Origin of the sequence: Apibacter sp. B3546 (genome assembly GCF_009827885.1) — a bacterium.
GTDB lineage: Bacteria > Bacteroidota > Bacteroidia > Flavobacteriales > Weeksellaceae > Apibacter.
In genome coordinates, this window is record NZ_WINW01000002.1 from 521,101 (window position 1) to 541,987 (window position 20,887).

At 30.1% G+C, this 20,887-nt stretch carries 16 protein-coding genes; 5 read left to right on the forward strand and 11 right to left on the reverse strand.

The annotated features are described in order from the left end of the window. Positions 1-576: 576 nt before the first annotated feature. Positions 577-1,176, reverse strand: a complete 600-nt coding sequence (gene pncA, locus GFU93_RS02355; RefSeq protein ID WP_160566871.1) for a bifunctional nicotinamidase/pyrazinamidase — start codon at positions 1,174-1,176, stop codon at positions 577-579. A gap of 164 nt (positions 1,177-1,340) precedes the next feature. Between pncA and pncB the strand changes: the two genes are divergently transcribed. Beyond that, positions 1,341-2,510, forward strand: a complete 1,170-nt coding sequence (pncB, locus tag GFU93_RS02360; protein WP_160566874.1) for a nicotinate phosphoribosyltransferase — start codon at positions 1,341-1,343, stop codon at positions 2,508-2,510. Positions 2,511-2,645: 135 nt separating this feature from the next. Here the strand turns inward: pncB and GFU93_RS02365 are convergent, their stop codons facing one another. Both GFU93_RS02365 and GFU93_RS02370 read right to left on the reverse strand, forming a co-directional pair. Next, positions 2,646-3,530, reverse strand: coding sequence for a GRP family sugar transporter (locus tag GFU93_RS02365; RefSeq protein ID WP_160566877.1), 885 nt, complete (start codon positions 3,528-3,530; stop codon positions 2,646-2,648). A gap of 26 nt (positions 3,531-3,556) precedes the next feature. Next, positions 3,557-4,336 (reverse strand): SDR family NAD(P)-dependent oxidoreductase, encoded by a 780-nt coding sequence (locus tag GFU93_RS02370; RefSeq protein ID WP_105297987.1) that lies wholly within the window; start codon positions 4,334-4,336, stop codon positions 3,557-3,559. Positions 4,337-4,830: 494 nt separating this feature from the next. On the opposite strand from GFU93_RS02370, the gene GFU93_RS02375 reads away from it, so the two are divergent. The 4 genes from GFU93_RS02375 to GFU93_RS02390 all read left to right on the forward strand — a co-directional run bounded on the left by GFU93_RS02375 (position 4,831) and on the right by GFU93_RS02390 (position 10,277). Further along, on the forward strand, positions 4,831-5,883 hold the full coding sequence (locus tag GFU93_RS02375) for a lactonase family protein (protein ID WP_160566880.1): 1,053 nt from the start codon (positions 4,831-4,833) through the stop codon (positions 5,881-5,883). Between the two features lie 117 nt (positions 5,884-6,000). After that, positions 6,001-7,293: a phosphopyruvate hydratase gene (eno, locus tag GFU93_RS02380; protein WP_105297989.1), complete on the forward strand. Its 1,293-nt coding sequence runs from the start codon at positions 6,001-6,003 to the stop codon at positions 7,291-7,293. Between the two features lie 334 nt (positions 7,294-7,627). Next, the gene (locus GFU93_RS02385; protein ID WP_160566883.1) at positions 7,628-8,911 is read left to right on the forward strand and encodes a citrate synthase; all 1,284 of its coding nucleotides are present in this window, start codon (positions 7,628-7,630) and stop codon (positions 8,909-8,911) included. A gap of 97 nt (positions 8,912-9,008) precedes the next feature. Then, entirely contained in the window at positions 9,009-10,277 is a 1,269-nt protein-coding gene (locus GFU93_RS02390; RefSeq protein ID WP_160566886.1) for a DUF2851 family protein, read from the forward strand. 119 nt (positions 10,278-10,396) lie between these two features. Here GFU93_RS02390 and GFU93_RS02395 read toward each other — a convergent pair whose 3' ends face one another. The 8 genes from GFU93_RS02395 to topA all read right to left on the reverse strand — a co-directional run bounded on the left by GFU93_RS02395 (position 10,397) and on the right by topA (position 20,440). Then, complete coding sequence (locus GFU93_RS02395; RefSeq protein ID WP_160566889.1) at positions 10,397-11,065, reverse strand: rhomboid family intramembrane serine protease; 669 nt, start codon at positions 11,063-11,065, stop codon at positions 10,397-10,399. Between the two features lies 1 nt (position 11,066). After that, positions 11,067-12,110 (reverse strand): FAD-binding oxidoreductase, encoded by a 1,044-nt coding sequence (locus GFU93_RS02400; RefSeq protein WP_160566891.1) that lies wholly within the window; start codon positions 12,108-12,110, stop codon positions 11,067-11,069. A gap of 106 nt (positions 12,111-12,216) precedes the next feature. Further along, positions 12,217-13,152: a gliding motility protein GldN gene (gene gldN / locus GFU93_RS02405; RefSeq protein ID WP_160566894.1), complete on the reverse strand. Its 936-nt coding sequence runs from the start codon at positions 13,150-13,152 to the stop codon at positions 12,217-12,219. Between the two features lie 28 nt (positions 13,153-13,180). Next, on the reverse strand, positions 13,181-14,707 hold the full coding sequence (gene gldM, locus GFU93_RS02410) for a gliding motility protein GldM (RefSeq protein WP_160566898.1): 1,527 nt from the start codon (positions 14,705-14,707) through the stop codon (positions 13,181-13,183). 32 nt (positions 14,708-14,739) lie between these two features. After that, complete coding sequence (gene gldL / locus GFU93_RS02415; RefSeq protein ID WP_160566901.1) at positions 14,740-15,423, reverse strand: gliding motility protein GldL; 684 nt, start codon at positions 15,421-15,423, stop codon at positions 14,740-14,742. 53 nt (positions 15,424-15,476) lie between these two features. Continuing rightward, positions 15,477-16,889, reverse strand: coding sequence for a gliding motility lipoprotein GldK (gene gldK / locus GFU93_RS02420; protein ID WP_160566905.1), 1,413 nt, complete (start codon positions 16,887-16,889; stop codon positions 15,477-15,479). 107 nt (positions 16,890-16,996) lie between these two features. Continuing rightward, positions 16,997-18,115 (reverse strand): hypothetical protein, encoded by a 1,119-nt coding sequence (locus GFU93_RS02425; RefSeq protein ID WP_160566908.1) that lies wholly within the window; start codon positions 18,113-18,115, stop codon positions 16,997-16,999. Next, positions 18,116-20,440: a type I DNA topoisomerase gene (gene topA, locus GFU93_RS02430; protein WP_160566911.1), complete on the reverse strand. Its 2,325-nt coding sequence runs from the start codon at positions 20,438-20,440 to the stop codon at positions 18,116-18,118. Between the last annotated feature and the right edge of the window lie 447 nt (positions 20,441-20,887).

Below are 20,887 nucleotides of genomic sequence, written 5' to 3' on the forward strand. Positions count from 1 at the left end.
CCCCGTATTACGGGGCTTTTTTATTAACAGAAAAATTATTTTTAACTAAATTCATTATCGAATTAATCAGCTAAAAAAATACATTTGAATGATAAGTTTGATTTGAGATAAGTTTTTTTTTAAATCCCGTTCTTTTTAAATTGATAAGAACTTTATTAATATAAACTTTATTAATATATTAAAAACGGAATATTACTATTTTTCCAATATATGCTTCATATTATTCTTTTAAATAAATATTTGTTGAAATAATTTAAAATGGAAGATTTTATAACATATTAGATCAAAAAACGTTAATTCATATTTATTTTTAAAAAGAAAAATAATTTATTCACTATATATTATCTTAAAAATCATATAAACACATATAATTTATAATAATTTAACTATTTGAAATTTTATGGCATGGAATTTGTCTTACTGTAAATGTTCATAAGGCAGTGAATTTTCATAGTAGTTAGTTTTAACCCCGTTCTATAACGGGGTTTTTTATTATGATTAAATAAAACAATAAAATCAATAGTATATATACTTATACTAGTATTTAATTTAAAAATAACTCTAATAATATTATTGTTATATTTTTTCTATAATATTACCTCCACTTTGTATAAAATTTCTTTTAATATTTTCAAAATTTGATACATCAATAGCTTTTGTAGCATTTTCAATAATAGTGGATGTAAATCCTAATTCCAGAGCATCTTTGGCTGTAAAGTATACACAATAATCAGCCGCTAATCCACAGACAAAAATTTCTTTCACCCCTCTCCCCTTTAAAAAATCTCCTAAACCCGTACATTTTAATTTTCCATTATCATAAAAACCACTATAGCTGTCAATAATAGTATTCATTCCTTTTCTGAAGATCGCTTCTATTTTATTTTGATTCAGTTCCGAAGATATTTCGGCTCCAACAGTGCCTTGAACGCAATGATCCGGCCATAGAACCTGCTCTATACCATTTAAATCTATTTTGTCATACACGTTTTTATTACTATGTTGCGAAGCAAAACTTTTATGTCCTTTTGGATGCCAATCTTGAGTAGCAACGACCAAATCAAATTTTTCCTGAATGGAATTAATAACGGGGATTATTTTATTACCCCCTTGTACGGCTAAGCTTCCTCCTTGAAGAAAATCGTTTTGAATATCAACTACTATTAATGCTTTCATTTTAACCCTATATTGTTTTTGATCTGATAAATATAATCTTTTTATTTTTATCTTATTTTCGATAAAAACAAAAGGTTTTATTAATTAAATGGCTTATTAATAATAGTTTTAATCATAAAAATTGTAACTTTGACAAATACCTTTTTAGAAAACATATTTTAATTATGATAATTAAGCATTTTACAGACAACGATTTATATAAATTTTCAGTAATGCATGCCATTCAAAAATTATATCCATGGGCATATGTTAGATATGACTTTATAAATCGAGGAAAAGATGATTTTCCAAAAGGTTTTGCAGAAAGACTGAAAGAAGAAATAAATAAAATGATTAGTTTGAAATTAACTAATGATGAAAAAAATTTTATTTTAAAAAGATGCTATTTTTTAGATCCGTTTTTTGTAGATTTTTTAGAAGGGTACAGATACAATCCTGATGAAGTTCATATTTCCCAAGAAGGCGGTAAATTAAACTTGTATGTTGAAGGATATTGGTATAGAACTGTCTTATGGGAAGTTCCGCTTATGGCTATGATATCGGAATTGTATTTTGAAATGATCGGCACAAAGCCAAAAGATATTGAAATTAAAGCTAAAGAAAAAGCAATTGGACTTAAAAATTTAAAAGCCGATTATTCTGAGTTTGGTACTCGTAGAAGGTATTCTTTCGACGTTCAAGATAAAGTTGTAGGAGTATTAAAGGAAAATTCCGATAAATATTTTAAAGGGACCAGCAATGTATATCTTGCCATGAAATATAATACAACTCCAATCGGCACTATGCCTCATGAATGGTTTATGTACCATGGAGCTTTATTCGGTTATCGCTCAGCTAACATTAAAGCTCTGGAAGCTTGGGTGGATGTTTTCCAGGGAAGTCTGGGTATTACCTTAACGGATACCTATACAACACAATCATTTTTTAAATCTTTTAATTTAAAATTGGCAAAATTATTTGACGGAGTGCGTTGTGACAGTGGAGATCCATTAGAGTTTACAGAAAAAACTATCGATTTTTATAAGAAAAATAGAATCGATCCTTCTTCAAAAACTATAGTATTTAGTGATTCATTAAATTTAAATGAGGTTAAAAAAATAAAAGAACATGTCAAAGATAGAATCCATGACACTTATGGCATCGGAACATACTTATCTAATGACGTGGGTGTTAAGCCTCTTAATATGGTAATTAAATTAACTCATGTAAAAGAAAAACCTTCTGATGAATATTTAAATGCTGTAAAGTTATCTGATGTTTTAGGTAAAAATACAGGAGATGAGAATGAAATCAATTTCAGCAAATTATCCTTAGGTTTAAATGAAAATATATGATTGTAATTTCTATCTAATTACAATTCATATATTATTCAATTATATTTTTTATAGCGTATAAATATTATCACTAGTTTACATATGAGAAATTGTTTCTCATATGCCTCAATAAAGACTAATGTATCTATTCCTAACTTAGGATTTATCGAATACGCCTGACAAATAAATAAAAAATAATCCTATCACGATCACAGTCATACCAATTATAGATGATATCCACTCTTTTTTGGTTTTTCTTTCTTCATTAAAATAAACTCCCGCAATTACCGAAACAATAATGGATGCTTGACCAACCGGATAGGCTACTGATAATCCTAATTTCATTTGAGAAATCAATATAGCTAAATTACCTATAGCCCACACCACCCCTACAACACTATTTTTCAAAGAATTAAGATTATAGGGATTTACTTTGAAATACAAAAATGCTATAATATTAATACCAATTAGTTGGCCAACAGATTGAGGCAAAAGACTCGACCAACTATCAATATTATAGTATTTTAAAATACCAACATACAATGTAAAACCTAAGGAAGATAATAAATTAACTGAAATTCCTTTACTCCAATTTATTTTTTTAGCATCATCATTTTCGATTACTTCCTTATATGAAGTAAAAATAATTCCTACAATAATTAACGCTAATGCAGTAAAACCAAATATTTTTGAATTAAGAGTAGACCAATCTCCTAAAAATACACCTAAAATAGAAGTTCCAATGATCTGAGTTCCATTGGATATGGGCATTGACTTTGAAACTCCCAAATATTTCAATCCCATAAATTGACCTACCGATCCGATTGTCCAAAATAATCCGGATACGATTCCAATTCCTATAATATGAAGATTTAAAGCAGGATGTTTAATGGCATATATAATGCAAGCAAATATAAAACTCCCTATTGCAATACCAAATGATTGTTCTATAACCTTTCCACCTATAAGGGTAGCAATAACGGGAACAAAACCCCAAGATAAAATAGGAATACAGGCTATTAAAAAGTCTGTAATATTCATATTTTAAAGATATAGTGTAAAATCAATTAGGCATTTTGCCCTAATATTGACAATGCTCCATCTACTGTATAAGTTGAACCCGTAACGTAAGAACTTGCATCGGAAGCTAAAAATAAGGCTACATTAGCAACTTCTTCCGGTGTACCACCTCTTTTCATAGGGATAATATCTTCTTTTTCTTTTAATAATTTCGCTTCATCTGTAAATTGTTTGTTGATAGGAGTAAGTATCATTCCCGGAGCAATATTATTAACCGTTAATTCTCTTGAAGCTAATTCAATAGCCAAAGTTCTGGCCAAATTCCTCATTCCGGCTTTAGCTGTATTATAATCAGCATCTCCCGGTCTGCAAATATATTCATGTATAGAAGTCACATTAATAATTCTTGATCCTTTATATGAATTATTTTTTTTCTTAAGTTTTAAAAATTCTTTGATACAATAGAACGGTCCATATAAATTGGTTTTTATAGTTCTATCCCAATCTTCCAAATTCATATCCTCCACGTATGTATTTTTACCATTTATTCCCGCATTGTTAACTAAAATGTCTATATCGTTAAAATCTTGATTAACCAAATTGAAAAAACTTTGCGTTTCATTATAATCTGAAACATTCACCTGATATGCTTTAACTTTTACGTTCAATCCTGATAATTCTTGCACCAAATTTTCCGCTCTTTCCTTTCCCGAATGGTAAGTTATAATAACATTAGCGCCTTCATGCGCAAATTTTTCCGCAATCGATTTACCAATACCTGAACTTGAACCTGTAACTAATGCTGTTTTATTTTGTAAAATTCCCATGTCTTATTGTTTAAATTATTTTATTTATAAATTGATAACTTTATTTTTATTTATTATATAAATCATTTATCACATTACTATATTAACTAAGTAAAGAATTAAATTTTTAAATTCTTTATTAACCTTTTTGTTCCTTAAATAAGTACTATTTATTTATAGTTTAAATAGCACTTATTTAGATTTCTTTGCCAAAAATTATGTAGTAGTAAGTAATTGTTATAGAGTAGTTAAGTTATAAGATATAAAAACAATATTTTTAAGTCTTAATTTCGAAAAACTCAAAAAAGTAGCTATAAAATATATGTTTTTTAATGTTATATCAAATATTGTACTTAACTGAAAAAAACAGAAATAAATATTAATTATATAAAACAGGAAATTATGTTATAAAGTATTTTTACTTTATTTATATTTCAAAATTTTAAAAATAAAAATAATTTTATATAAATATTTTTTAATAATTTTAAATAATTATTTTAATACTAAAAAACAATATGAAATTTTATTTAGTTATAGGTACTTATACTGATGGAGAAAGCAACGGCATCTATATATATAATTTTGATTCAGAAACCGGAAGTACTTCATTTATTGATAATGTTTCAGTTAATAATCCATCCTATTTGGTTATAAACCATAAAAAAAATCATATATATTCAGTTAGTGAAAATGATGATAAAGAAAGTTCCATAGTAAATTCCTTTTTATTTGATAAAGCTTCCGGAAAAATTTCTTTTCAAAACTCACAGGCAGCCTATGGTGCTGCACCTTGTTATATTACTATTGAATATCAAGATAAATACATAGTTACTGCTAATTATATAGGAGGAAGTATTTCTGTTTTTAAAACTGAAACTGACGGAAGTTTAAGTCCCATGATTCAACAGGTTAATTTTTCGGGGAGCAGCGTACACGATGTACGGCAAAATCAATCGCATCTTCATTGCGTGGTGTTCTCTCCCGATTATAATTATCTTTTTGCTACGGATTTAGGAAGTGATAGAATTTATAAGTTCAATGTAAATTATTCCACAGAAAAGAATTTTCTTACGTTTTTTGATCCGGCTTATATAAATGTTGCACCCGGTTCAGGTCCTCGACACCTCGTATTTCATCAAAATAAAAAATTTGCTTATCTAATTAATGAATTGGGTGGAACAGTAGTTGTTTTTAAATATGAGGATGGAAATTTAGAAGAAATTCAGACGACTGTTTCCGATGAATACAAGGCCGAGGGAAGTGCAGATATTCATATACATCCTAATGGCAAATTTTTATATTCTTCCAACAGATTAAAAAAGGATGGAATATCAATTTTCAGTATCGATCAGAATACAGGTAAATTAACTTCCATTGATTATGAAAGAACTAATATCAATCCCAGAAATTTCGTTATATCCCCTAATGGTAAATTTTTGATAGTAGCTAATCAAGATAGTGATACCATTCAAATATTTTCCATTGATCAAAATACAGGATTTTTACAAGACACCAATCAAAATATAAAAATTGATATGCCGGTCTGTTTAAAATTTATTTCTCCATAAATAATTTTATATTTTATAGCATCAACAATACAATAAAAAATAAACTTTTCATAACCTCTATATATTAATAAATGAGTATTTTTGTATAAAATTTTAACAAACAAATTTTATAATATTATGAGTCTAATAGCACAAATTCATGCAAGACAAATCTTGGATTCCAGAGGAAATCCAACAGTTGAAGTTGATGTAATCACCGAATACGGTACTTTGGGTAGAGCAGCTGTTCCATCTGGAGCATCAACCGGTGAATATGAAGCTGTTGAATTAAGAGATGGAGGAAAAGAATATTTAGGTAAAGGAGTTTTAAAAGCTGTTGAAAATGTAAATGATGTTATTGCACCTGAATTAGTTGGAGTTGATGTCTTTGAACAAGCTTTAATAGATAAAACAATGATTGACCTGGATGGTACACCTAATAAAGGTAAATTAGGTGCTAATGCTATTTTAGGCGTATCTTTAGCTGTTGCTCAAGCTGCTGCTAAAGAATTAGGATTACCATTATATCGATACGTTGGAGGTGTAAACGGTAAAGTTCTACCTGTTCCAATGATGAATATTATCAACGCAGGTGCGCATTCTGATGCTCCTATTGCGTTTCAAGAATTTATGATTATGCCGGTTGCTGCAGATTGTTATTCTACTGCTATTCGCATGGGAACTGAAATTTTCCACTCTCTTAAAAAAGTTTTACATGACAGAGGTTTAAGTACTGCTGTAGGTGATGAAGGTGGTTTTGCTCCTAACTTTAAAAATATTGAAGATGCATTAGATACCATTTTAGATGCTACCAAAAAAGCAGGATACACTCCGGGGCAAGATGTTATGCTAGCTCTAGATTGTGCTTCATCTGAATTCTTTAAAGACAATAAATATGATTATTCTATTTTTGAAGGTCAAGGAGGTAAAGTAAGAACCAGTGAAGAACAGGCTTCTTATTTAGCTGAATTAACTGAAAAATATCCAATTATATCTATTGAAGACGGTATGGATCAAAACGATTGGGAAGGTTGGAAAATACTTACCGAAAAAATCGGTAAAAGAGTTCAATTAGTAGGTGATGATTTATTTGTTACCAATGTTAAAAGACTTGAAGACGGTATTAAACAAGGAGTAGGAAACTCAATCTTAATTAAAGTTAATCAAATCGGAACTCTTACAGAAACTATTGATGCTGTACAAATGGCTCAAAATGCCGGATATACTGCAGTAATGTCTCACCGTTCCGGTGAAACAGAAGATAATACGATTGCAGATCTTGCCGTTGCATTAAACTGTGGTCAAATTAAAACAGGTTCTGCTTCTAGATCAGATCGTATGGCTAAATACAACCAATTACTAAGAATTGAAGAAAACTTAGGAGAAGTTGCTGTTTATCCTCAATTCAAAGCTTTTAAAGTTAAAAGATAATTTATTTTATAAATAAAGATAAACGGAAAGATTAGTTAATTCTTTCCGTTTTTTTATTGCATAAATTCTCGACTAAATTATCTCCATTAAAAATTATTGACTTATATGGGAAGAATAAGAATTTTTTGGGATTTCCTCCCATATTTGATAAGTACACTTATCCATACTTCCAAAAAATTATAAAAATAGACGATATTTATTTTAACTTTTTCTTCTAATTTACTGTTTTTGAATGTTTTTTTTCAATATTTCTTTTATAATTTTTTTTCTACTAATTTTAATTTCATATATTCAAAGAATAAAACAACTAATAAAATAAGAAAGAAAATAAAATATGTCAGACACAGTAAAATTATCCTATGAAGGCAAAGAATATGAATATCCCATTGTTGAGAGTGTTATTGGCGACAGAGGCATAAATATATCCAAATTACGAGATGAAACCGGACTAATTACTTTAGATGTCGGCTTCAAAAATACAGGTTCAACTAAAAGTAAAATTACATATCTTGATGGAGATTTAGGTCAATTATATTATCGAGGATATCCCATTGAACAAATTGCTAAAAAATCAACCTTCACCGAGGTTATGTATTTATTGTTAGAAGGGGAGCTACCTACTCAAGAACAATTAAACAGATTTGAAGCGGACATAAAAAAGAATAGTTTGGTAAGTGAAGAAATGAAACAAATTTTAAAAGCATTTCCTCGCTCTGCTCATCCAATGGGTGTTTTATCTACCCTTACCAGTTCCTTAACTGCTTTCAATCCTCATGCTGTTAATGTTAAATCTGAAAGAGATCTATATAACGCATATACCTTATTATTGGGTAAATTTCCTGTATTATGCGCTTGGACATACCGATTAAAATTGGGTTTACCTTTGAATTATTCTAACAACAGACTGGATTATCCTCACAACTTTTATCAAATGATGTTCAGAATGCCAACTGAGGATCTAGAAATTGATGAAGTAGTTGTTGATGCCATCAACAAATTGCTTATACTTCATGCTGATCATGAGCAAAATTGCTCTGCGTCGACTGTCCGAATGGTAGGTTCAGCTCAGACCGGATTATTTGCCTCAATATCTGCAGGAGTTTCAGCCCTTTGGGGACCTTTGCACGGAGGAGCTAATCAAGCAGTCATCGAAATGCTCGAAATGATTAAAAATGACGGAGGTGATCTTCAAAAATGGATTGATAAAGCAAAATCAAAAGATGATAGTTTCCGTCTTATGGGATTTGGACATCGGGTATACAGAAATTTTGATCCTAGAGCTAAGGTAATAAAAAAGGTGGCTGACGATGTATTCAATAGATTAGGTGTTGAAGATGAAACCCTTGAAATTGCTAAGAAATTAGAAGAGGTAGCTTTAAATGATCCTTATTTTATTGAGAAAAAGCTTTATCCTAATGTCGATTTTTATTCCGGAATTATCTATAGAGCTTTAGGCATTCCAACAGAAATGTTTACAATTATGTTTGCTTTAGGCAGATTGCCCGGATGGATTGCTCAATGGAAAGAAATGAGAATGAATAATGAGCCTATTAACAGACCAAGACAAATCTATATCGGTAGTCCTAAAAGAGATTATATCGATATAGATAAAAGATAAAATATCAATTCATTGTAGAAAAAGTTTTAGTAATTAGCTAAAACTTTTTTTATTTTCATTAAATTTATCTTATTAATTACTTGAATAAGACTAAATTATGAAAGAAAAGTTACTGCATTATATTTGGCAATTTAAAAAATTTAACACTTTAGATCTGTATACTAATGATGGCAAAAAAGTTGAAATAATTCAAGCGGGAACTTATAATACGAATGAAGGCCCGGATTTTATTTTTGCTAAGTTAAAAATAGATGATATTGAATGGAACGGTAGTGTTGAAATTCATGTAAAATCATCGGATTGGTTTAAGCATAAACATGATCTCAATAATTATTACAAAAATATAATTCTTCACGTTGTATACGAAATTGATGATAATAAAGATAAAATCCAAAATTTATCTTTTCCTATTCTCGAATTAAAATCCTATATTCCCAATGAGATTTATAATAATTATGAATTTTTGGATCATCAAACATTCAAATTTATCCCTTGCGAAAATTTAATTGACAACTCATTAATTTGTGATATTTTTTCTTTCTCAGAAAATTTATACTTGGACAAATTAAAAAATAAATGTGAACGTATCTATGAAATTTTGAAAAGAAAAAAGAATGATTGGGAAGCCACCCTAACTACTGTTTTAGGGTATACATTAGGTCTCAAAATAAATGCTTATGCATTTGAATATATATTTTTATATTTAGAGTATGGGATTATCAGAAAAATTTCAAAAAATCTTTTTCAAACCGAATCTTTATTATTTGGAACAACTCATAAACTGGAAAATAGCGTTGATACGTATCCTCAAGATTTATATAAAGAATTTAAATTCTTGCAATCAAAATTTAATCTACCGGAAAAAATTACTGATGTAAAATATTTGAGATTAAGGCCTTCAAATTTTCCTACCATTAGATTATCCCAACTTGCAAACATTATCTCTACTTATCAAAATTTATTTTCTTATATCATAGGTATCAAATCTGTAAATCAGTATTATCGGCTATTAGATGATGTCAAAGCATCCGGCTATTGGAATGATCATTATGTTTTTGATAAAAAAACATCGTCAATTTCTGAAAAAAGATTAACTAACTCACTAAAAGATTTGCTAATATTAAATGCATTTCTTCCCATAAAATATGCTTATTCTTTAAGTATAGGAAAACCTATGGAAGAAGAAATTTTTGAAATACTTTCTGAAGTTAAAGCTGAAAATAACTCGATTATAAAAAGTTATAATCAATTAGGTATTAAAATTAATTCTGCTTTAGACTCTCAAGCATTTTTATATTTATATGAAAATAAGTGTTTAAAAAAAAAATGTTTAAGCTGTAAAATAGGATATAAGATTTTAAAGTAAATAAGTAATTGTTTCTATGATTATTTTAACCAATTAAGTTATATCTTAAATTTTAATTATAATACAATCACTATTACTTAAAATAAAAACATTTAAAAATTATGGTTGATTAAAAGTGCTTATTCTTTGTGTTTATTAACAATTAAGTAGATTAAATATGCGATAGGAATTAGCATTAATAATAAATAAATGGGTCTAAAATTAGTAAAAGGATAATAGGGATACTCACTAACAAACAAGAGCCCGCAAAGAATACCAAAAAGTGCTCCTCCTAAATGAGCATCATGTCCAATATTACCCAATTGAGTCTTCATTCCATATAAAGAATAGGTTAAATAAACAACACCAAAAATCCATCCCGGAATAGAAAATGGTAAAGGAAAAATTCCTATTGAAATTTCTGAATTTATAATAATTGTAGCAAATAAAATCCCTGATACACCACCTGAAGCTCCTATTGCACTATATTGTGGATTATTTTTATGCATCCATAATGCCAATAAATTACCGCTTATAATGGATCCGAAGTAAGTTATAAGAAAAAATAGGTTTCCATAATTTAGTAAAAAGACTGAAAAAAAATAAAAGGTATACATATTGAAAAACAAATGAGCAATATCTCCGTGTAAAAATGCTGAAGTAATCATCCTTTCCCATTGTTTTCCTTTTAAAATAGCATCGATGTTAAACTTATAACGGTTAAAAAAATTCTGATCTTTAAATCCTTTAAAACTAAGTACACTGGTAATTATAATAATACCTATTACAATAATATTTGAATTTTCCATTTTATAAATTAAATCTATTAATATTTACCTCTGACATTAATTCTTTTCCATTTTCCATATAATCAAATAACTCTTCAGCCATAATAGGGGCTAACATAACTCCCCTGCTACCCAAACCATTAAATATAAACATATTTTTATGTTCAGAATGCTCTCCTAATAAGGGTCGACGATCAACAACTGTAGGTCGTATTCCTGCAAATTTTTTAATAATTTTATAATCAATAGTTAAAAACTTATTCAAATTATTAATTAGTTCGCTCTGTCCTTCTTCAGATATTTCATCATTTACTTCACGATAATGATAAGTAGCTCCTATATAATAATAGTCTTTTTCCATAGGCATAATAAAAACCTTAGCTTTTACGATATCAGAAAGGCCTAATCCATCGGCATGAATTACCATGGTTTCGCCTTTGACACCTTCCATAGGAAGATAGCTAAAAAAAGGGTTATACTTTAAAGCATATCCATCACAAAATACGACTTTTTTAGCTTTAATTCCTTTATATTCATAATGATTTATCTCATTTGTTAATTGATTAAAATCAAATATATCGTCAATTATCCTATTTTCATTAAGTAAAAATTTTCTAAATTCCCTTAAAAGTTCTCTAACAAATATCTTTCCAGCCTTATAAACTCTTCCCATTCCAAATTTTGCTATAATATTTGGATTGATCGAATCATAAATTTCAGTATCTAAAAAAGGTTTTAAATTTTCATTCCTTACAGACTTTTTTTTCCAAGTTTTAACTTCGTCCTCATTCGCAAAAATTCTGTATAAATTTGAATTATAAACTAGTTTTACCTGTAATAAATCTTCAAATTCTGTAAATTCTTTACGTAATTTATCAATTTCAATTTCTGCGTTCCAAACGGGCGTAAATCGTTTTAATACCACGGGATTATACATTCCCGATGAAACAAATGAAGCCGAATTGGAAACTATATCTATTATTTTAAATGATTTGTTTTCTTTATATAATTTATGGGCCAAACAGGAACCTGCCAATCCTTGACCTATAATAAGATAATCTAGCATACTTTTTTATATTATCGTAAGTAGTGTAATTTATTTGTAAAGTTAAAAAAAAAGTCCTGAATCAATTTGTGTGATTCAGGACTGTATTTTATTAAAATTCATTTAATTAATAATTCCACATATTGTTTTCTTTCTGTAGAATTTCATTTTTAATTCTATTACTTTCTTCAAGCTGAGATTTTGCATCTCCGGGTATATAATTTGATATCAACCCGTCACCATATTCAGATTGTGATTTATAAATAATGGAACTGAATCGTCTTGCGTTAAGTACATCATCATAGGTAATTGATGATGAACCGTTTTTAGGATTATACACTGTACAACTGGATAAAACCTCTCTGGCTCCAGGATAAAATACCCAAAATAAGTCGATCAACTCTTCATCTCCTTGATAGCCAAGCATAGCAGCTTCTGAAAGCCCCATTACTTGAGGATCCGGTCCCATAGGTGCAATTCCCAACAAACGATATTTCATTTGACCTAATCGTTTATCTATATACCACATTCCTTTAATCTTAATTAATTTCACGCTACGTGTATCCGTTTTAAAATGATCTACTCCTTCAACCAAATCTTGAGCAGTAATTTCTTCCCCGGAAGCTCTTTTATCTTGAAGCCACTCGGATTCTCTTATTGCTTGGATTTTATTTTGAAGATTTTCGGGTGAAATTCTTGATGTAAAGTTATCATCATCATATACTTCAGTTATGTTTCCTGAATCAATACCCTTAAAAAGAGCATCGTATAGGGAGATATAAGTTGCTGAAACATCCTCATAAGAATAGTAATAAGGTTGATTTAATTTTTCATTTAAATCTATAATCTCCCATACTACTTTAGACCATAAAATATCTTTATCTTCAATATACCCATAGGGTAAGACAGTCGGAGCAGTAGAAATTGTATCCGTTCCATTTACAATATCATACCTCTCTTCTCTCATTTCTCTTAATTCAACAGGGGACTTTGCATTTAAGATATTTTGTGCAAATGCTCCTGAACTTATTAAGACTGTTAAGCTAAGTAATAAAGATTTCATGTTAAAAATAGTATTATTAATTTCTTTTTTATTGAACATTTATAAGAATAGGTGAAATACTTTGTTGAGATATTCCGGATGCTGTAGCAGAAATATCAAATATTAATACTTGATCACCTGATTTTAATCCTTTTAAATAATCTGCAGCCGGTCTTAATGAATTTCCGGAATAAGGTCTCGCTGCTGCTCCCGGTCTCTTCAATTTAAATCCGGTAACATTAAAGGTAACAGGGAACTCAAAATCCGGTATAGCTGCTGATACAGTTTGATTAGATACGGAGCTAGGCGGCATACTTACTACATTCGCACCTCGTATGGTACCTTGCGCTTTAGGTACATTCTTAATTCTAAATGCAACAGTTGTAGAAACAGTTTTTCCAGAAGAAGTTTTTCCTGAAATGGTAAAGTTGGTAGTTGTTCCTGAACCTGCTTTATATATCCAACCTTTTCCTGATCTTGAAAGACTACCGTTTGAAGTACTCATACTGATAGTAGATGCATCAACTCCGGTAACCGATCCGCTCATAGGGTTATCTACACCTCTATAAACTACATTCATTTTATCTGCTACTACAGTTCCTCCGGTTGGTAAATCTTTAACAACATCTTGAACAACTTCGTATGTTTCGTCAAACGATTCTGTTTTAATACCATTTGATGTTTGGTATGAGATATTACCTGATAAACGTTGTTTTCCTACTCCGGAAGCAACCATATTAACTATAGCTTTTCCTTCTGATAAAGGAATATTTCGTCCGTTCAGAGTTATAGATCCTTTTAATGAGTTATCATATGCACCGAAACCAATTGTAACATTAAATTTCTCTCCTGCTCTAACGAATTTAGGTGCAGAAACGATTGGAACAAAGGCTTTCAATTCGATTTCATCTTGCAGTTTGTTAGCTAATAAATCTCTAACTCTGTTTCCTTCTTCAGTTCTAATATTTGATTGTAATCTTGTTAAGTTAGTTAGAGCTGAAATCATAGGTTGATCATAAAATTGATTAACAATCCACGGTTTATTTTGTTTATCTGTAAAATCAAATAATTGATCAATCCTTTTCTTTGCATTCTCATTCGCTCCTTGCAAAATAAATTGGGTAAATGTTTTAACCTTTGCAATCATATCTTGCACATCTTTTGTAGCTGTGTTATCATTTGCAAAGAACACTTTATTAACTACATCTGTATTTTGAAGCGAGTTATAATTAGTTTCTTCACCTGCTGAAGGAGGAGTATATTCTGCAGCTGTCGCTAAACGATTTTTTACTTCTTCAATCGCATCTACAGCTGTCTGCGCTTGTTTTTTAACTTCATCTGATTTTTTTGCTATCTCTACATACCCTTCATTTCCATCGGCTTTTTTAGCATCGATTTGTTCATAAAAGGTTTTATTGTTTTCATCCGTTAATTTTGTGGATAATTGTAAAGATTCATTTATACCTTCGAAAGAACGTAAAACCTCTCTGTCTACATTCATTGCCAACATAGCAATAAACACTAAATACATTAGGTTTATCATCTTCTGGCGTGGTGTCTGTTTTCCTGCTGCCATTTTTACTTATTTAATTTTTAAATTTAAAATTATTAAGCTTTCATGGCATTAAGCATACCACCATATACCTTATTTAAGTTGTTTAGATTTGCTGTTAATTCAGCTAATTGTTTTTGGAATGTATGAGAATACTCTCCTGCTTTGGATAAATCATCCACAAATTTTTGGTTCGCTTCTGCATATTTTTTTCCATTATCTAATTGCAATTGGTATAAAGCATTTAAATTTTCTAAATGTGAGGAAGCTATACTTAATTGGTTTTTATATTTTTCTGTTACAGAGCTAGCTTCTACTGTTTTGTTAATTCCTTCAACTGCTTGTCCAAAGTTTTCTATACCCCCTCGTAATCTTTCCAATAATCCTGCATCTAATTTAGCTTGAGAAAGCATTTGATCTAATTTAGTTGACAAAGATATTTCTGCTTCTTGTATGGATGAGTCCTTTATTTGAGATTTTGATTTTTTCTGTGCTGATGAACCGTCTAATAATTCCGGATATGCTTTTTCCCATTCATATTCAGCCGGAGGTGGGTCAAACGCAAATACCACAAATATAAAAGCTTCTACAATTAAACCTATTGCCAATATGGTACTACCGGTTATAGGACCTAATCCCCAGTGATTAATTTTAAATAAAGCACCAATGATAACTACTGCTGCACCTAAAGAGTACACCATATTTAACACTTTATCCTTTGATTTTGTTTGATTTGCCATTTTTCTAAATTTTCTAAATTATTATCTATATATTATTTAATTATCAGTACTAATTATCTTACCGGAGCATGTTTTTTAACAACCGGGAATCTACCCTTAGCCCCTTCCGGTATGGTTTGAACTCGTCTAAAACCAATAAAACTTCTGGCTGAATCTTTATGTTCCCAATCTCTTTCACTCACCATAAGCATGTAACCTATGTCTTTCCATGATCCTCCTTTTATAACTTTTCGAGGGTCTTCAATTCTATTTCCTAAATAAGGATTTAAGGTGGATGATATTATATAAGAACTATTATTATATGCGGAAACAGTCCATTCAGAAACATTACCGGCCATATCATATAATCCAAACCCGTTTTTACGGAAAGATTTAACTGGGGCTGTGTATAAATAACCATTTTCATTTTCCATGTAATCCCCTCTTTTAGGTTTAAAATTGGCTAAATAGCAACCTCTATCATCTATTAGATAAGGTCCTCCCCATGGATAAGGAGCATTTTCTAAACCTCCTCGTGCAGCATATTCCCATTCAACTTCTGAAGGTAATCTATACGGAAATACTTTATCTATTTTTCTTTTTCTGCTTTGGTTATAATCGTTTTTAGATTTTGTACTATAAGCACAAAAAGCTCTTGCTTGATCCCATGTTACCCCTACTACAGGATATTTAGAATAAGCTTTATGCCAAAAATACTGTTCAAATAAAGGCTCATTAAAAGAATAATTAAAATCTCTCAGCCATACAGTCGTATCCGGATAAATAGCTATTTCTTCTCTTCTAAGAAAATCTTTACCTCTACCTTTATTTTTAACTGCCTCCAGTTGATCAATCCATGTGAATTGGTAAATTAATTTTCTAGCATCTATAACTCTTTCATTGTTGAATCTTTCTTCCGGCGGGTAATATAATGATTCTAATACTTCTGCATAAGCAACATCAGGGTATCTGGAAGTATTCCATTCTAAAGGCACCGACCAATCTAACTTTTTAGATTCGTCATATCCTTCTCTCCCCCCCTGTTCTTCCAACATTTGCTGATATGCAGTCTGTTCTTTTTCTGATTTTTTGTTTAAATAAGAATATCTTCCTATTCCTTCTCCTCCTTCTTCACCTCCTCTTTCTGCTAATAGGGAACGAACAATGGAATCTTTAACATAGTTTACAAATACTCTATATTCAGCATTGGTTACTTCAGTATCATCCATATAAAATGCTGATACGGTAACAGTAGTTAAAGGGGCTTTTGTGTTTGTGCCGGTGAAATCCATGTCAGATTGCCCTAAAACAAAAGCTCCACCTGGAATAGGGACCATACCATACGGTTTTTTGTTATTCCATTGCTGACTCTTTTGCGTAACTACAATCTCTCCTTGTGATCCCGGTTTTCCTGCTCTTCCTTTTTTGGATGAATTACAAGAAATTATTGTTGACGTTGCCAATAAGAGTAATAATACTTTTCTCATTATAACCAAAGTTTCTTTTAAAAATTGTAAAACTACTATTTTTTTATTTTATTTAAAAATTTTTTTGTTCTTCTATTAAAATCAGCGTTAATTTTATCTGTGGCCGTTTATAAAAACTTTTTGAAAGTTTTCCAATATCGCTCGGGAACATTTCCTTCTAAAGCTTCTTTGTAATCATTTAATGAACACGGAACTAAGAAAGGAAGATTTTCATTGTCCTCAAAATCGATAGCCAACCACCATCTATCGACATATTTATCTTTTAAAAAGACCAACTCTTTATCTTCATGTAAAACAGTATATTTTATGTATTCATCATTTTCATAATATTCTTGCTGATTTTTACCTTCTATCAGATACCACAAAATTTGAGAAACTAATTTTTCATTCATTTTATTGTATGAATATCCTAAAAAATTATAGATCCCTATTATTTTTACCTGTTTAGATAAACCTATATACCTTGATAAACCACAAATTTCACGATTGGTGAATCCGTTTACCGTACTTCCGGTTGAGAGAGTACCATCATAAGACTCTACAGAGTCCAAATTGATCCCTACAAAATCAGAGCTTCTGAATATAGGCTCTGAATCTTTTATATTTGTTGTTATATTTCCTAAACGTATGCCTTCAAAATCTAAGGTGTTAAATTTTTTTAATGTTGATTGAGGTACGTAGTAACTTTGATATCCTATATTGGTAAAATTGAAAAGTAAATTAAAATCTTCAACTATCATCTTGGAAAGATAATTTTTATCCGTTAGCTTTCCTTCTGTATTTCCAATTTCAATTTTCGTATCAACTGCGGTATAATTTAAAGGCTTTTTTAGTATAGAAAGTGCTTTATAGGCGGTATAATTCAGTCCCATATTTCCACCTAAGATAATGGGTTGTACCTTCATTTCCAATAATTCTTCTAATACTTTTTTGAGAGCAAAATCTGTATCCTCCCATTTATTTCCAGGAATTATATCTCCCAAATCATACAACTTTAAATTCCAATCATTCCATACTAATTGATAGAATTCTTCACGGATCAACCTTAAATTGGAAAACTCTTTTTTATGGCCGGTACCTCTTAAATCGGGACAACCAATTATTACAACACTATTCTCTTCAAGTTTTTTATCCCAGTAAAATTGTATCTTGCTTCCTACTGAATCCGGTTGTGCATATATCAAAGATTCATCTACCGGATGCAAAAAATCTCGCAATGCTTCCACTTATTTCTTTTTTGATTTGGTTTTGGATTTAGGCTTGGTTTTACTACCTGATTCCGAGATTAATTTTTTGACATCTTCAAGAGTTAATTTATCGGCTTCCGTGTCTTTAGGGATTTTATAATTTTCTTTTCCTTGTTTAATATAAGGCCCCCATCTTCCATTTAAAATTTCAATAATTGGATCTTCTGATTCAAATGCTTTAATAAATTTATTTCTGTCTGCTTCCCTTTTCGCTTCTATTAATTCGATAGCTCTTTCTAAAGTAATGGTTGAAATTTCATCTCCTTCTTTAGGTTTTAAGGAAAAAAACTTGCTGTTATGTTTAACATAAGGACCAAATCTTCCCGTATTTACTTCAACTTTTTTATCTTCATAATCTCCTAAATACTTAGGCAATTCAAATAATTTAAGTGCTTCTTCTAATGTGATTGAATTTATGTGTTGCCCTTTCATTAAACCGGCGAATTTAGGCTTTTCTTCATCTTCGGTTTCACCCATTTGAATCATTGGACCGAATCTGCCTATGCGAGCATAAATATTTTTACCGCTTATAGGATCTTGACCTAATAATCTTTCTCCTGTAGCTCTTTCTGCCGTTTCTTTTACTTCTTCTACATGGGGGTGAAAATCATCATAAAAACCTGTCAGCATCTCTTTCCAGTTTTCATTTCCTCCGGCTATATTGTCAAAGTCTTCTTCAACCTTTGCTGTGAAGCCATAATCTAATATGGTTGGAAAATGTTCCGTCAAAAATTCATTTACAACTAATCCTATATCTGTCGGCATTAATTTCCTTCGATCCGCTCCATAATTTTCAATTTCAACACTTTCTTTTATAGTATCATCTTTTAAAAGAATTTTCTTAACCTCCCTTTGTTTGGGATCTAAATCTCTGATTTCCACATATTGTCTTTTTTGAATTGTAGAAATAGTAGGAGCATATGTGGAAGGACGCCCGATACCTAATTCTTCTAATTTCCTTACTAAAGAGGCTTCATTATATCTAGCTGCCGGTCTACTGAATTTTTCTTCTCCAATAATTTGAGATAGTTGTACTTCTTCTCCTTTTTCTACGACAGGTAAGAGTCCTTCATTATTGTCTTCATCTACTGAATCTTCTTCTTTTTGAATTTGGTATACTTTTAAAAATCCATCAAAGACAATAACTTCTCCTTTTGTTACGAACTTCTCTTTTAATTCCGGATTTGATATATCGACAATTGTTCTTTCTAATTTAGCATCGGCCATTTGTGAAGCCAAAGTTCTTCTCCAAATTAAATGATATAGTTTCTTTTGTGAATCATCTGCCCCTGCTTCTTGTACGGATAAATTGGTTGGACGAATAGCTTCGTGAGCTTCTTGAGCCGACTTATTTTTTGTGGTATATTGTCGTGTATTTAAATATTCTTTTCCATATTGTCCAATAATTACATCTTTTGCAGAATTCAAAGCTTCTTCTGATAAATTGACGCTATCGGTTCTCATGTAGGTAATGTACCCCGATTCGTAGAGCTGTTGAGCTAACATCATTGTTCTACTAACTGAAAATCCTAATTTGGCAGCTTCTTGTTGTAAAGTAGATGTAGTGAAAGGGGCTGATGGACTTCTTTTACTTGGACGAGTCTCAACATTGGATATTGTGAATGTTTTCCCTTGGGCTCTTTGTATAAAATCTAATGCCTTAGAATAGTCTTGAAAATCTGTATTTAATTTACTTTTTAATAAATTATGAGATTTATTGTAAAAATCTGCTTCAACTTTATACGTAGGAACCGGAATAAATTTTTCAATTTCCTTTTCTCTTTCACAGATCAAACGTACAGCCACAGATTGTACTCTTCCTGCAGATAATCCGGCTTTTATTTTAGACCAAAGAATAGGTGACATTTCAAATCCTACCAATCGGTCCAACACTCTTCGGGCCTGTTGTGCATTAACCAGATTAATATCTATATTTCTAGGGTTTTGAATGGCTTTTTGTATGGCATTTTTGGTTATTTCATGAAAAACAATTCTTTTAGTATTTTCTGATTTAAGTTGTAATTCATTAAATAAATGCCAAGCAATGGCTTCCCCTTCACGGTCTTCATCGGAAGCCAACCATACAGTATCTGCTTTTTTTGCTAATGATTTTAGTTTTTTAACGACTTCTTTTTTATCTGAGGAGACTTGATATATGGGCTCTAGAGTTTTCATATCTATACCCATATCTTTTTTTGCCAAATCAGTTATATGACCATAACTAGATTCAACTTCAAAGTCATTTCCTAAAAATTTTTTTATTGTTTTGGCCTTTGCGGGCGATTCAACAATTACCAAATTCATGCTAAGATTTTTTTGCGAAATTAGAAATTTTTTATCAATATTATAGTTCAACTTTGATTTTTTATTTTCTAATAAACAAATTTATCCAGATATAAATAATTAATACTCATAGCATTGTATTTTTCTTACAGTACCGTAACGGTAAAATTCATTCCCTTTATTTTATTTCATATTTTCAAGTTTATTTAATGTTTTTTTAGGATAAATTTTATATTACTTGCACTTATTTTTAGTTGGTATTTTTAAAGTAACAATTAGTAGTGATAGATTCTAATATTGAAAAAATATAATTATGTTACATGTTATCTATTTTCTAAAATCAATTAGAATCATTACATCGATAAAATTGCATTTACAATTTAGATTATATAGTATAATTACGATATAAAAAATACCTTTAAGTAATTAACTTAAAGGTATTTTGAGTAATGATATATTTATTAATTA